Origin of the sequence: Methanolobus vulcani (assembly GCF_900100715.1) — an archaeon.
Classification (GTDB): domain Archaea; phylum Halobacteriota; class Methanosarcinia; order Methanosarcinales; family Methanosarcinaceae; genus Methanolobus; species Methanolobus vulcani.
The window spans coordinates 57175-70356 of sequence record NZ_FNCA01000001.1 but is presented as its reverse complement, the minus strand read 5'-3'; the positions used below and the strand labels follow the sequence as shown (position 1 = coordinate 70356).

The 13182-nt window shown below is 38.7% G+C and carries 22 protein-coding genes; 10 read left to right on the top strand and 12 right to left on the bottom strand.

Going from position 1 to position 13182, the window contains the following annotated elements; translation table 11 throughout:
* Nucleotide 1: 1 nt before the first annotated feature.
* The 3 genes from BLP52_RS00370 to BLP52_RS00360 form a co-directional block, all read right to left on the bottom strand.
* Nucleotides 2-196, bottom strand: a complete 195-nt coding sequence (locus BLP52_RS00370) for a GDP-mannose 4,6-dehydratase (RefSeq protein ID WP_091707719.1) — start codon at nucleotides 194-196, stop codon at nucleotides 2-4.
* 450 nt (nucleotides 197-646) lie between these two features.
* On the bottom strand, nucleotides 647-1000 hold the full coding sequence (locus tag BLP52_RS00365) for a HepT-like ribonuclease domain-containing protein (protein ID WP_091707717.1): 354 nt from the start codon (nucleotides 998-1000) through the stop codon (nucleotides 647-649).
* A complete protein-coding gene (locus BLP52_RS00360) occupies nucleotides 997-1299 on the bottom strand; it encodes a nucleotidyltransferase family protein (protein ID WP_091707715.1) in 303 nt (100 codons plus the stop codon). The genes BLP52_RS00365 and BLP52_RS00360 overlap by 4 nt, the downstream gene beginning before the upstream one ends.
* Before the next feature lie 561 nt (nucleotides 1300-1860).
* Here BLP52_RS00360 and BLP52_RS00355 point away from each other — a divergent pair.
* Nucleotides 1861-2067 (top strand): type II toxin-antitoxin system HicB family antitoxin, encoded by a 207-nt coding sequence (locus tag BLP52_RS00355; protein ID WP_091707714.1) that lies wholly within the window; start codon nucleotides 1861-1863, stop codon nucleotides 2065-2067.
* A gap of 12 nt (nucleotides 2068-2079) precedes the next feature.
* On the opposite strand, the gene BLP52_RS00350 is transcribed toward BLP52_RS00355, so the two are convergent.
* The 3 genes from BLP52_RS00350 to BLP52_RS00340 all read right to left on the bottom strand — a co-directional run bounded on the left by BLP52_RS00350 (nucleotide 2080) and on the right by BLP52_RS00340 (nucleotide 3052).
* Complete coding sequence (locus tag BLP52_RS00350) at nucleotides 2080-2475, bottom strand: type II toxin-antitoxin system VapC family toxin (RefSeq protein ID WP_091707712.1); 396 nt, start codon at nucleotides 2473-2475, stop codon at nucleotides 2080-2082.
* 27 nt (nucleotides 2476-2502) lie between these two features.
* Nucleotides 2503-2754 carry a hypothetical protein gene (locus tag BLP52_RS00345; protein ID WP_091707710.1) on the bottom strand — a complete coding sequence of 84 codons (252 nt, stop codon included), beginning with the start codon at nucleotides 2752-2754 and terminating at the stop codon, nucleotides 2503-2505.
* 67 nt (nucleotides 2755-2821) lie between these two features.
* Entirely contained in the window at nucleotides 2822-3052 is a 231-nt protein-coding gene (locus BLP52_RS00340; protein ID WP_091707708.1) for a hypothetical protein, read from the bottom strand.
* 48 nt (nucleotides 3053-3100) lie between these two features.
* Here BLP52_RS00340 and BLP52_RS14635 point away from each other — a divergent pair, with 48 nt between their 5' ends.
* Nucleotides 3101-3328 (top strand): hypothetical protein, encoded by a 228-nt coding sequence (locus BLP52_RS14635; RefSeq protein ID WP_238380668.1) that lies wholly within the window; start codon nucleotides 3101-3103, stop codon nucleotides 3326-3328.
* Here BLP52_RS14635 and BLP52_RS14740 read toward each other — a convergent pair.
* From BLP52_RS14740 to BLP52_RS14545, 4 genes are all read right to left on the bottom strand, one after another.
* A complete protein-coding gene (locus BLP52_RS14740; RefSeq protein WP_274377627.1) occupies nucleotides 3318-3446 on the bottom strand; it encodes a hypothetical protein in 129 nt (42 codons plus the stop codon). The two genes, BLP52_RS14635 and BLP52_RS14740, sit on opposite strands and share 11 nt — an antisense overlap.
* 207 nt (nucleotides 3447-3653) lie before the next feature.
* A complete protein-coding gene (locus BLP52_RS00330; RefSeq protein ID WP_091708357.1) occupies nucleotides 3654-3923 on the bottom strand; it encodes a type II toxin-antitoxin system RelE family toxin in 270 nt (89 codons plus the stop codon).
* A 5-nt stretch (nucleotides 3924-3928) separates the two neighbouring features.
* Nucleotides 3929-4216 carry a hypothetical protein gene (locus BLP52_RS00325; protein WP_091707707.1) on the bottom strand — a complete coding sequence of 96 codons (288 nt, stop codon included), beginning with the start codon at nucleotides 4214-4216 and terminating at the stop codon, nucleotides 3929-3931.
* Nucleotides 4216-4371, bottom strand: coding sequence for a hypothetical protein (locus BLP52_RS14545; RefSeq protein WP_202905696.1), 156 nt, complete (start codon nucleotides 4369-4371; stop codon nucleotides 4216-4218). Before BLP52_RS14545 ends, BLP52_RS00325 begins: the two co-directional genes overlap by 1 nt.
* A gap of 577 nt (nucleotides 4372-4948) precedes the next feature.
* Between BLP52_RS14545 and BLP52_RS00320 the strand changes: the two genes are divergently transcribed.
* Nucleotides 4949-6373 carry an ATP-binding protein gene (locus BLP52_RS00320; protein WP_091707705.1) on the top strand — a complete coding sequence of 475 codons (1425 nt, stop codon included), beginning with the start codon at nucleotides 4949-4951 and terminating at the stop codon, nucleotides 6371-6373.
* Nucleotides 6374-6470: 97 nt separating this feature from the next.
* Here the strand turns inward: BLP52_RS00320 and BLP52_RS00315 are convergent, their stop codons facing one another.
* Nucleotides 6471-6797, bottom strand: a complete 327-nt coding sequence (locus tag BLP52_RS00315; RefSeq protein WP_162272910.1) for a PIN domain-containing protein — start codon at nucleotides 6795-6797, stop codon at nucleotides 6471-6473.
* A 24-nt stretch (nucleotides 6798-6821) separates the two neighbouring features.
* Nucleotides 6822-7238, bottom strand: coding sequence for an IS200/IS605 family transposase (gene tnpA / locus BLP52_RS00310; RefSeq protein WP_091707701.1), 417 nt, complete (start codon nucleotides 7236-7238; stop codon nucleotides 6822-6824).
* 53 nt (nucleotides 7239-7291) lie between these two features.
* Between tnpA and BLP52_RS00305 the strand changes: the two genes are divergently transcribed.
* The 7 genes from BLP52_RS00305 (at nucleotide 7292) to BLP52_RS00275 (ending at nucleotide 12959) form a co-directional block, all read left to right on the top strand.
* Nucleotides 7292-8440 carry an RNA-guided endonuclease InsQ/TnpB family protein gene (locus tag BLP52_RS00305; RefSeq protein ID WP_091707699.1) on the top strand — a complete coding sequence of 383 codons (1149 nt, stop codon included), beginning with the start codon at nucleotides 7292-7294 and terminating at the stop codon, nucleotides 8438-8440.
* Nucleotides 8441-8642: 202 nt separating this feature from the next.
* Nucleotides 8643-8894 carry a type II toxin-antitoxin system HicB family antitoxin gene (locus BLP52_RS00300; RefSeq protein WP_091707698.1) on the top strand — a complete coding sequence of 84 codons (252 nt, stop codon included), beginning with the start codon at nucleotides 8643-8645 and terminating at the stop codon, nucleotides 8892-8894.
* Nucleotides 8887-9105 carry a type II toxin-antitoxin system HicA family toxin gene (locus BLP52_RS00295; RefSeq protein ID WP_091707696.1) on the top strand — a complete coding sequence of 73 codons (219 nt, stop codon included), beginning with the start codon at nucleotides 8887-8889 and terminating at the stop codon, nucleotides 9103-9105. Before BLP52_RS00300 ends, BLP52_RS00295 begins: the two co-directional genes overlap by 8 nt.
* Before the next feature lie 386 nt (nucleotides 9106-9491).
* Nucleotides 9492-10103 (top strand): TetR/AcrR family transcriptional regulator, encoded by a 612-nt coding sequence (locus BLP52_RS00290; protein WP_091707694.1) that lies wholly within the window; start codon nucleotides 9492-9494, stop codon nucleotides 10101-10103.
* A gap of 5 nt (nucleotides 10104-10108) precedes the next feature.
* Complete coding sequence (locus tag BLP52_RS00285) at nucleotides 10109-10858, top strand: ABC transporter ATP-binding protein (protein ID WP_091707692.1); 750 nt, start codon at nucleotides 10109-10111, stop codon at nucleotides 10856-10858.
* Entirely contained in the window at nucleotides 10859-11965 is a 1107-nt protein-coding gene (locus tag BLP52_RS00280) for an ABC transporter permease (protein WP_091707690.1), read from the top strand.
* A 1-nt stretch (nucleotide 11966) separates the two neighbouring features.
* Nucleotides 11967-12959: a COG1361 S-layer family protein gene (locus tag BLP52_RS00275; RefSeq protein ID WP_091707688.1), complete on the top strand. Its 993-nt coding sequence runs from the start codon at nucleotides 11967-11969 to the stop codon at nucleotides 12957-12959.
* Nucleotides 12960-13182: the final 223 nt, after the last annotated feature.

The following is a 13182-nucleotide window of genomic DNA, read 5'->3' as shown; positions in this document are numbered from 1 at the left end:
TTTACCACATCTTCATCTCTTTATTAGGATTATTCTTGTGGTGTTCGATGAATTCCATTCTTCTGGAACTCATATTATCAAAAATCGTAACAGTGTTTCCTATTTCGATGAGTTTGTCAACCACATGACCTCCGATGAAACCAGCACCACCCGTAATCAGGACATTAAGATTAGATAATGTATTATATGCCACCATTTTTTCCAAACACCCGGGCGTTTTTTGTCAGGCAAAGGATGCCTGTATATTTGTATGCCGCTGGGTACATTAAATTCACTATACATATTTAAGTTTTGTGAATTAAATATCTGAAAATTTGGGTAGATTTATAAATATGGCAGATATAATAACTACAATAGGATTAGCGAATTGTCTCTTGGAGAGGAATGTTGCGGGGAATCTGGAATGGCAGAAAGTTGATGAATCTGATTGATGAATCAACAGCTCTGCCGTAGACGGCGCATTCATAGCATAGGATCAAAATTAGAGATAAAACCATGATGATTTATACACAAATAGTACATTCCAGATCTAGATATACAGGTGTGAATGATGCTTATTGAATACATTCATGCAGTTCTTGAAAAAGCCAGATATGAGGTCAAGTTCTAACAACAAAACTTTATTCCTCGGGATACTGTTTGTTCTTCAGAGTTCCTCATCTTTAATAGAATCCATCTGAAGCATTTCAAGTCTTTCCCTAAGTCCAGGCAATTCTTCTTCCAATGTTTTCCACACAAGTTTGTAATCTACAACAAAATAAGCATGTATAAGTCGGTCCCTCATTCCTGCAATATTACTCCAGGGAATATCCGGTGCAAGTTCTTTAATGCTTTTTGGTAAAGCTTTACTGGCTTCTCCCATTATCTCAAACTGTCGTACAACAGCACTTTTTGTTTTTTCATCTTCCAGAAAATCATCTTTGTTCATACCTGAAGTAAAATCCTCGATGGAATCAATGGCACAAATTATCTCTGAAATGTACAGCGATGGTGATCTCATACAGTTACCATCTCTTTTAGAACTTCACTCTTCATCATCGGATGCAAAGCTCTCATTGAAACAACGTCCACTGGCAGCCCAATCCGCTCTTCCAGATAGTCACCAAGTCCCACAAGGTCAAAAAGTGTAGCATCATCATTAAAATTTACAAGTACGTCAACATCACTGTTGACATTTTCCTCTCCCCTGGCATAAGAACCGAAAATACCAACTATTTCTGCATTGAACAACTGATTTATCTCATCTCTGTGCTCTTTGATTAGGATTTTAATGTTGTCCATTTTAGCATGTTTTGGCATATTCCCACCTACTAATCTCTCTATAATTGAGCTGACGTCCTTAGTATTTAACTCCTGCGGGAAGAAAAATAGTATGATGTGCATTAATAATTAATCTGTTCTATGAAGTAAACAATAATTAGTTTAGGTCAGGACGAGCACCGCTGCAGGCGGCGTATTCCATAACTTCGAAAAAAGAATAGGAGCAAGTAGTCCATTATTATTAAATCAAAATGACCTTATTTTTTTCATTATAGCAGATTTCTCCTGCTCTATTCCTGATCAACATCTATTATTCTTGTGATTCTCCTACGGTATAATCAGAATAAGAATGAGCCTGTCACACTCCTAGATGAAATCGGCTTCCAACTCTCCGGTCTTAGTGTTATCCTGACACGTCAAACGTTGTATGGTACAAGTAGTATTCCGAAAAACTCTTATTAAACATCAAATTATCTGCTCTGTAGAAAGCCTTCTTAAAATACTCTGCATCTCCAAAACAAATACTTCCCATACACAAATAATGGGTAATTATTTCTATTCATAAACATATCTATCATTTAGAAAAGAAGGAATGATGACATGAGAGAATTCACAGTGGTCATTGAACAGGACGAAGATGGGATATATGTGGCTTCTGTACCAGAGCTTAATGGATGCCATACTCAGGCAGAAACATTGGATGAACTAAACCAGCGTATCAAAGAGGCCATCGAGCTTTATCTTGAAGTTACATTCGACAAAGAGCAGACCGATCATTTTGATCTTGTAGGCATACAGAAGATTTGAAATAATCTATCACTATTCCATTACGTCTCTTAAAACAATAACTTCTATTTCTTCTATTCTTTTAAGAGCATGGTCGTTTGTAATGAATGCTGTGAATCCTTCTTTGATAGAAGTTGCGATCTGGATGGCATCTGGTGTCTTTATTGAATAGCTGGCACGAAGGGTGGAAGCTATATCAGCAATCTCCTGATCAACATTCACAATATCAAGGTTTGGAAAAGCAGTAAGGACTTCCTTATAATCAGTGACAGCAGCCAGATTTCCATCTCTTTTTGGTTTTACAAGTATTTCAAGAAGGGTTATAGAGGACGTGATTCCTTTTCGATTTCCACATTCTATATCTCCTAATATAGCCGCACAAATGTCGGAGAAATCTTCATTATCTTCAAAAAGATAAATGAACAGCATTGTATAATGCCAATTTTTGAATGTTCCTCAATTTTCAGCATGCTTGTCCCAGGACATTCTTTCCTTTTTCAGGAATTCTTCTGAATCGACATTCTCCCAGATATCTTTATGCAAACCTCGCAGCTTGCTAGTGTAATCATTCCCTTTCTTTGTAAGAACAAGTTTATCTTCTTCGATCTGGACCAATATTTCATCATTTGATGCAAAATGCATCTTTCTGATAAGATCTTCCGGTAGAGCAATTGTATGTTCACTACTGAGTTTGACTATTATACTCATACTTCACCATATTTTAGATTGTACTTTTCAGTTAAATGTTTGTTGACTTGTCAACGACCAGCTCCATTCAAACACCCATATCTTCGTATCGCTGGTGCAGGGACTCGTTTATCTTCCTTCCAATCTCAAGTGCATCATCTTCGGAAAGATGAGATTTTGATGTTATGGACCTGAATATCCTTAGTTGGTTGACCTTCGTTCTGATAGCTTCCTTTGCAACCTCGGACCAGTTTATTTCCCTGGACAGATCCATCTCTTTCATCAGATTATCAGGTATTGATAAAGTAATTGTAGCCATAATACTTTTTATATTAACGTTATATTTTAAAGATTTTGCCGGCCATTAATGAAGGACAAAGAACCATCGTCCATTCTTATTTTCGGTCTTCTTACTGTCGTATCTGGCGAAGGATTCGGCAGTTTTCATGCCTTCCTGCAAAGTCTCAAAGTCAAGATTACCTTTGATATGGTATCTGTCAAGCAGGTCGTTTACTTCATATATATATCCATATCAAGCATTTCTGCAAGCTTTCATTTACTGATCCTGCCTTTAAAATCCTCCTCTACAAGATAATGTTCGGCACTCTCTCATACATCTGCTTGAGTATGGATTCCCTGTCAAGATGCTGTTCATGCGCACGCTTGTTCAGGATGTTCTCAATTGAAGGTGGAATCTCAATAGTAATGCTCATTTCAATCCTTCTATTTTGCTTTTTACATATAATTAATGATCTGCTTTTATTAAAATATTAATAAAACCATTCCGCCGCATGCGGCGTATTCCATAACTTCTGATCAACAATAGAAATAAAATTTTTCATGAATTATTTTTAACCAAAAATTCTTTCATAGCAAATCTTAAGTCTCGATCTCACCGAGCCTGAAAATAAAAAACAAATTCATATCTGATATGCATCATCATGGTGTGAAAAATGAACAAGTGTAACAGTTCTCTCTTCTATATCTACAGCAAATATAAGGACAAAACTTGTCATAATGTGCACTCTGTAGAATCCTGCAAGCTCATTGCGTAATGGTTTATATCTTGTAGGATTCTCAAGGATCTCAGTTATTTTTTTCGAAAGAACGTTTTGTAAATGTGAATTCTTTCTGGTCAATCGTTTGATCTCTTTCTGGCAGACTGATGTGATTTGAAGAGAATATACCACAACTATCACCGGAATATATCGGATATATCTTTAACCGGGATGCCTGGTTCTTTAGCAATCTTTTTGATTTTATCAATGAATTCTTCTTTCAGGGGTAGCTCATCAACAGGATGCCAGTCGATCATCTCACAAAAAACAGCATCATCTTCTGAAATCTCTTTATCCCTCATATACGTTTCAAATATCTTGCGTTTCCTTATTCCATCCTGTGCAACCTTAGACCACCTGACCCATGATAATTTATGGATCTTGTCATAGAGCTCGTCATCCAGGGGAACTGTCATGGTTGTCATTAGTTTTCACGACCTTTCTCAAAGTTTTCAAACTCTTCAAGTAAAAGCAATTTCTTCTCAATGCTTTCTCTGGCTATCTGAACCCAATTTATATCAGGAAAATCATCAATTTCCTTTTTAAGTTCATCTGGAATGGATATAGTAAATCTTTTCATGACAACACCATTTACATAGGATTATGCATTTGCATATATATCAACATAATGCTTTGTTAACAAATGGACTGAGTTCATCCATAAATACTTAGTCACTTCAATTTCTATGAATGGCCAATAGTTGGATTAGATTAGTTGGAATCATCCCGCCGCAGGCGGCGTATTCCATAACTTCGAAAAAAATAGGAGCAAGTAGTCCCTGATTATTAAATCAAAATAACCTTATTTTTTTCATTATAGCAGATTTCTCCTGCTCTATTCCTGATCAACATCTATTATTCTTGTGATTCTCTCAAGGTATAATCAAAATAAGAATGAGCCTGTCACACTCCCCTATAAAATAGGCTTCCAACCTTATCTTATGTGTCATTCTGACACGTCAAACGTTGTATGTACACATAGTATTCCGAAAACCTCTTATTAAACATCAAATTATCGGCTCTGTAGAATACCTATTGAAATCACTATATGTAGCTAATATTAGAGAAAACGATCATCATTTTTAGAGGATATAAATCTACTGTACTACATCAACCAGCAGAAATCGATATAATATAGACTCTTAATACTTAGGATTATGAGTCTGTTTATCAATCGCACCGAAGAATTAGAATTCCTTGAATCAGAATATTCCCGTGATTCTTCATCACTGGTCGTAATATATGGAAGAAAGCGTGTTGGTAAAACAGAACTTGTGCTGAAATTCAAGGCTGGAAAACCTTCTGTCTATTATTTATCCCAGAAACTTGACCTTGAGCATCAGGTAGAGGACTTTCTTGAGAAAACATCCGAACAACTCGGTATTTACCAGCCAAAGATCACTAAATGGGATGCTGCATTGAAATTCATTGCTCAGCAGACCAGTGAAAAACCTGTGATCATTATCGATGAAGTACCATACCTTATAGAAGGCAACAAAGCATCAATGTCTGCATTTCAGGCTGCATGGGATATGTACCTTAAGGATGCAAATGTCATGCTAATACTTCTTGGTTCAAGCATAGGCATGATGGAAAATGAAGTTCTTGGCTATAAGTCTCCTTTATATGGTCGTCGAAACGGACAGATCAAGGTAGAACCTTTAAAATTCATTCACATGGCACAATTCTTCCCTGCAAAAGATCCGGAAGAACTTGTACGCATATACGGCTGTCTTGGTGGTGTCCCTGCTTATCTGAACAAATTCGAAAAAGACCTTTCATTTATGGAAAATGTTGATAAGAACATACTGCACAGGGCTACATTTCTTTATGATGAAGCTATTTTCCTGTTGAAAGAAGAGCTAAGAGAACCAACTAAATATGAACTAATACTAGAAGCAATATCCGAAGGTAAAACTCGTGTTTCTGAGATCTCTCAAAGAACCTACATACCTGTAAATAACATTCCAAAATATCTGCGTGTTCTCATAGGTCTTGGTTTCATAAGCAAGGAATGGCCTGTGGTCCTTAAAGGTACAAGAAACATAAAGACAGGTTCCATCTACACCATTTCAGACAAGTTCATGAAATTCTGGTACACCTACATCTATCCATCTAGATCACTGATGGAAGTAAACAGGAATATGATAAGTACCAGGATAAACGACTCATATAACCGGTATCTTGGCCAAGTTTTTGAAGATATATCCCGGCAATATTTGATAGATCTCAACAACAGTGACAGGTTGCCATTTGCTTTTGAAAGAATTGGAAGGCAATGGGGAACGGTCCCAGGACAACAAAATAATAAAAAGACCTATGAGATCGATCTTGTTGCATTAAACGAAAGATCAAAAGATATGCTGTTTGTTGAGTGCGAATGGAAAACGTTGACATCAAAAGATGTAACAAAAATAGTAAGGGATCTCAGAGAAAAATCATCATATGTTAATTGGTACAATGAAGAAAGAAACGAACACTTTGCAGTCATTGCAAAATCGATCGAGAATAAGGATAAACTGAAAGATAAAGGACTTATGCTTTTTGATATGGATGATATTTTGTTCAGAGATGACCGCTAACACACGCCACGGGCAGCACATTCCATAATTTCTGCTAGAAAATAGAACAACCTATTACATGATTGTTAAAACCAAAATGACCTATTTTAACACTATCTTAAAGAACATCAAGGTCAGCCATCTCAACAATTCCCCTTGCCTTTTCAATGATCTCTACGTCAAGAGTGACAAGTGGAATTCCAAATTCTTTTGCAACCTGAATAACAATTGCATCCTTTCCTCTGACTCCGATATCAGCGGCAATTTCTGCAGCAGAAGATGAACTGACTGTATCTAGATCAACAAAACGAAAGCTTCCAAGCGCAATAAGGTCATTTTTTACTCTTGTAGCAAGTTCTTTTGAACCTGTTCTTCTTCGGATGGCAGCTGTAACCTCTACAAATACTGTATATGGCTCGATTGCTACATGTTCCTGCTTTATCACTTTGGAGTAAGAAGACCACCGGATTCATCCGGTGGATGAATTACGTCCCCTATTGGAACTACCGTCTATGTATTTCTTAATCGTTTCAGCAGATACTTGACCATGAGTACCAACATAATAGCTTGGCGACCAAAGATGATTACCCAAAAATTCTTTTTTTCGTAATTCAGGGAACTTCTGGAATATTCTTTTTGTAGTAACACCTTTCATAATCTTAACAATATCCGTAGGTGCTATGAACGGTGGTGCAGATATGAAAAGATGGATATGTTCAGGCATGACTTCAAGTTCAAGTATTTCCCATTCCTTAGAATCCGCTATTGTTCTTATCTGGTCATCAAGAAACTCCTTTAACTCATCATTCATAACCTGTTTCCGATATTTAGTACACCATACAATATGATAATTGATCTCATATACAGCAGAGCTTGAATAAGTCATATTTTTCTATAGATGCGAAAGATAGTTAAACATTACGAGCCTATAGGTATCTAATGCAAAAATCATATAAGTTTAGATTATATCCTACAAAACAACAGGAAGTGACTTTGAACAGGACGCTTGATGTTTGTAGACATATCTATAACGAATTTCTTGCAGACCGTAGAAACGCATACGAAAGATGCAATCAAGGTTTGTCAACTATGGAACAATTGTATCAGGTCCAGTATCTTGAATTTGATACGGAAGTACATTCTCAGGTAAAACAGGATGTAATCAGGAGATTAGGCAAATCCTTTGATAGTTTCTTTAGACGATGCAAAAATGGAGATGTAAAAGCAGGTTATCCTCGTTTCAAAGGTAAGAATAGATATAATAGTTTTACTTATCCTCAATCTGGTTTTAGTATATCTGGAAAAAAGTTGAAGTTATCTAAAATTGGAGAAATAAAGATAGTTCAACATAGAGAAATAGAAGGCAAAATCAAGACCTGTACTATTCGCAGAGATGGGAAACAATGGTATGTTACATTCTCTGTAGTCATTGAAAATAATACAATATCTGTAGAACCTGTTACTTTTGTAGGAATTGATGTAGGACTCAATTCTCTGGTTACGTTAAGTGATGGTACTCAAATAAATTCCCCTAAATATTATCGCAAGAAAGAGAATGAATTAAAAAGACAACAACGTAATCTTAGCAGAAAAAAGAAGTTTTCTAATAACTGGAAGAAACAGTGTGATAAGGTAAACAGATTACATCGAAAAATACGCAATCAAAGAAATGATTTTAACCATAAATTAAGCAGGGAACTCATTAATGTTTACGATTTCATAGCCTTTGAAGACCTGAATGTAAAGAATATGGTAAAAAATTCAAGACTATCAAAATCAATACATGATGCATCATGGAGTAATCTGATTCAGATTACAAAATACAAAGCGGAAGAAGCTGGTAAGTTTGTAGAATTGGTAAACCCATGTAATACGTCGCAACTTTGTAGCAATTGTGGTAATAAAGTAGAAAAAACATTAGCGGTGAGGGTACATAAATGTCCTCATTGTGGATTAGTTCTTGACCGTGATCATAATGCTGCTATCAATATTCTCAATCGTGCTGTAGGAACTACAGTTCAAGCCTGTGGAATTGAATCATTGGATTCGATAATGAAGCAGGAAGCCACCCTATTCATAGGGTGGTAGTTCACTGCCTATATAGCAGCATCGGAACGTGCCTCCTTCGGCGGATGGTTGCTTTTATTTTAGATTGCAATTGGTTTTGTAGACCTTAAATAGGACGAAAGCTGTATCAATCACACAAACAGGAGTTCTACAGAGCCGATAAACCCATGATGATTTATACACTGAGAGCATATTCCAGATTGAAGATATACAGGTGTGAACGATGCTTATTGAATATATTCATGCAGCTCTTGAAAAAGCCAGATATGAGCTCATTGAGGACGATGAACCTTACTATGGTGAGGTGCCTGAACTCAATGGTGTGTGGGCCACAGGGAACACTCTTGAAGAATGCAGAAAAAATCTGGAAGAGACCATTGATGAGTGGATAGTTTTCAGGCTCAGGAAAGGATTGACATTACCGCCTATAGGCAATCATATAATCAAAGACTCTGGGGAAGTTGCAGTTGCATAAACTTACTCCTGTAACACACAGGAATCTTGTAAAAAGATTACGTGAATTAGGATTTGAAGGTCCATTTTCAGGTGGCAAACATTCCTTCATGACAAAAGAAGACATAGTACTAACAATCCCTAATCCTCACAAAGACAGGATTAGTACTGCTTTGTTTCAAAGGATACTAAAGCAGGCAAACATATCCCGGGAAGAATGGTTTGGAGAATAGAAGCACGGATTATAATTTGTTATTGGTACGGTCATTCGTAGCAGGCAGCGTATTGCGTGACTTCAAAAAAAGAATAGGAACAAGTAGTTCCGTGATTATCTTAAAACCACAAATCTATTCTTAACAGTTCTCAGCTTCAATCTCATTGAGACTGATCGCCCCGGCAGCAAGCAGATGAACCCGCAGGGAAGAATCATGGAATTTTTACATAACCTTATCTCTTATTTTGTCATAATCAACGAAGAAAATGGATTCTGTTCTACGAAGTGATTACCAGTTAAGTTATATCAGGTCATTTTAACATAAATTTCCTGGGCGTTATTTTCTTTTTAAATATATATTATTTCCAAATCATTATATAGGTGTAAGTATGCACTTACATAAGGATGAATACAGAGGATAAGATTCTGGACGCAGCCCTAAAGGTGTTTGGGAGTGAAGGATTCACAGGTGCGACCACACGCAGGATCGCTGAAGAGGCAAATGTTGCCGAAGTTACTATTTTTAGAAAATTCCAGTCAAAAGAGAATCTCTTAAAAGAGGTCCTTATCAGGAACAGGGCTGAGATATCGGAACTGGATGTTCTGTTCCGCATAGATAATGACACGGATATTGAGACCGACCTCTGTGACTTGGGGAGGAGGATCTCAAGGGATCTGAGGAGCAAGAAGCAAGATGGTAAACATCGCATGTTCATGTTCATGCTTTTTGAGGAAGGGAGACGTAGACCAGAGGTTGCTGAGATCCTGACATCCGTATTTCAGATGTATATCTCACGCCTAAGTGAATATTTCCAGCTCCAGATACAAAACGGAAAACTGCGCAATATCAATCCTCGTTCTGCAGCGCTAGCATTTTTAAGTTATTTCGTACATACATCCTTACTGAAGGGAGTAGTTGATGACTCATTTATGGGCGACATTGACGAAGAGGTTGAAAGATTTACAGATATATTTACACATGGCATTTTAAAGACCATGGATAACAAAGTCGGGTGAGCAATTTGGAACCAATCATTGAGGTAAAGAATCTTGTTAAGGTCTTTCATTCCAGAGGAAGGACGATAACAGCAGTGGATGATGTCAGTTTCGATGTAATGGAGGGAGAGATATTTGGAATGATAGGTCCCAACGGAGCCGGAAAGTCCACCACATTCTCCATGCTCACAACATTAGTAAAGCCAAGTGGCGGCAGTATAAAAGTTGCGGGCTTTGATGTTTACAAACAGGATGATAAGATCCGTCCTCTCATAGGAATAGTCCCCCAGAAGCTCAGTCTCTATCCGGATCTCACCGCAAGGGAGAACCTGGAACTCATGGGCAGACTCTATGACGTACCAAAAGATGTCATGAACGAGAAAATAGAGTACTATCTGAAACTAGTAGGACTTTCAAGTCACGCCGACCGTTTCACAGGAGGGTTCTCAGGAGGGATGAAACAGCGTCTTTCGGTTATCTGTGCCGTACTTCACGAGCCACAGATTATATTCTGGGATGAACCTTCCACCGGTCTTGACCCGCAGACCAGGCAATCTATATGGAAACTTGCCAAAAAGTTCAACGGGGAAGGAAAGACCCTGGTCTTCACCACGCACTACATGGAAGAGGCGGATAACCTGTGTGACAGGGTAGCCGTAATGAATCTGGGCAAAATGGTGGCTCTTGACAGTCCCGAATCATTAAAGGAAAAGACAGGAAGTTCAAACCTTGAGGAAACGTTCATAAATCTGACCGGAGAGGAGGTTCGCGATTAAATGACAATAATGAGTGAGATCAGACACGCATGGATCATAACTGTGAAAGAGTTCAGGCAGCTCTCCAGAAAAAAAGCACTTATGGTCCCCCTTTTCCTTTTCCCTATAATAATGATCATCTTCTTTGGATATGGAATGGGTGGCACAGTAAAGAACGCTCCCATCCTCATAGTCAATGATGACACCGGTATGGCTTCAAGTTCCCTTGTACAGGAGATTGGAACGTATACTTCCACTTACGACGGCAGTCCCATGTTCAAAGTGACCTATACAAAGGATATGGCACGGGCAGAGGCTGAAAGTAAAATAGATGCCGGAATGTACAAGGCCGTCCTGCTAATACCGCATGACTATAGTGACCGGCTTGCGAAAAATGAAGATGTTATACTTACTCTTCTAACCGACTCTTCAGATACCACCACAAGTGGGATCATCATCAATTTCATGATCCAGCTTATGTCAAGATCCGGCCCCGCATCTCTGGATGTACCCAATATTTACGGTAATCTTGAATATCTGGACTTCCTTACACCGGCTGTCATTGCCCTGACCATCTTCATGGGTTCTGTGGCCACCACCGGTTCGGCCATTGCAGGTGAAAAAGAGGACGGTACCATCGTCCGTATACTGATGACCCCGGTCAGCAGGAGATCGGTCATCCTCGGAAAGACCCTGTACCAGCTGATATTACAGATCGCAAGAGCTGTTATTCTAATCCTTGCAGCCTATTTCCTTGTAGGATTCCACATGAACGGAAGCTGGCTGCTTGTGGCATTAGTACTTGTGATCTTCACCCTGGGTGGTGTGGGAATGGGTATAGTCATGTCCACGAGAGTGGATGATATGGAATCCTTCTTCCAGCTTAACCTGCTGGTCACTCTGCCTTCCATGTTTGTCACAGGGGTATTTTTCCCGTTAAGCTCGGTCCCCAACTGGATGCGTTACATAGCTTATTGTTTGCCACTGACCTATGCAAACGAAGCCATGAGAACCATCATGATAAAAGGTCAGGGACTAAGCGCTATTTCTACAGATCTGATAATCCTATCTTTCTTTGCACTCATAACTTTTGGTGCAGGTGTTCACCTATTCAGGAGGGAAGCATAATATGAAAATAAAGAATGTGATAATATCTTCTATTCTATTGGTCGTAATGGTTTCAGGCCTTGCAGGAGCCTATGATACTCCTGATAATTACAATTTCTCCCAGAGCTTTGATATCGGAATGAATTTCTATAACGTGTATGGTAGCCCTCATCTCAGTGCTAACATTATCGGCAGCAACGAATTTGACAGAGGTCAGACGGTCACCCTGAATCTCGATCTTGTGAACAAAGGCAAGTTATTGGGATTTAAGAGTGACAGGACTCCTTCTGGAAGGGATGAGATCTTTGCTGCCCAGACTGAAATGAAACTTGAAAGCGGTGTTGTAGATGCCACATCAGTAGTAGCTTCACTTTCTGCAGACCCGGGTAGTCCCATTGAGGTCAAGTCCGTCAGCCAGCAGGTAGGTTCCATAAAGAGCGGACAGAATTCACTGACCCCAGTACAATTCGATATCAAGATCGATAAAAAAGCAAAGGCGGGAGTATATGATCTTTACCTGGACCTTTCCTACGATTACCAGAAAAATGTGCAGGTGGAAGATTCAAACGCCACTGATCTGACATATGATGTGAATCACTGGTACGGAACCATGGTCCAGAACCAGACCCTGCAGATTATAGTAAAAAAGCAGGCTGATTTTGAGGTCGTAAATACTAACGGCAGCCTCTATCCGGGAGGAGAGGGCATTATCGAGATCACAGTGAAGAATACCGGTGAAGAAGAGGCAAGAAATGTAAAATTGATAGCCAATCCTTCTGATCCTTTAAGTACGACCGATGATATGGCTTACCTTTCAACACTTAAGCCCGGTGAAACCGCTGTTGCAAAGATCAAGATCAAGGCCGATAGCCAGGCTGTTGTCAAAGAGTATGGGGTCGATACCATACTGAGGTACGAAAACCCTGAAGGTGACACCAAGTATTCTGACGTCCTGCAGGCTCCGGTGGAAGTTAAAGGCGCTACTTTCTTCCAGAGATTCTTTGGCTGGCTCTGATAGGAAAAAAGATATTGAGGTTATGATGGAACGTTCGATGCGGTGAACGATGAACGGATTCTGTGAAGAAGTATTGTCGAAAACCGCATCCTTCTCTTTTTTAAATTATCCGGGATTGGAAAATAAAAACCAAAAAAAATAGTCAATTGCCGTTTTCCCGGCACACAATATCTGCAACTAGTTTATGTTTCTTGTTGATGAAAGCATTTAGGTCATGCATTGG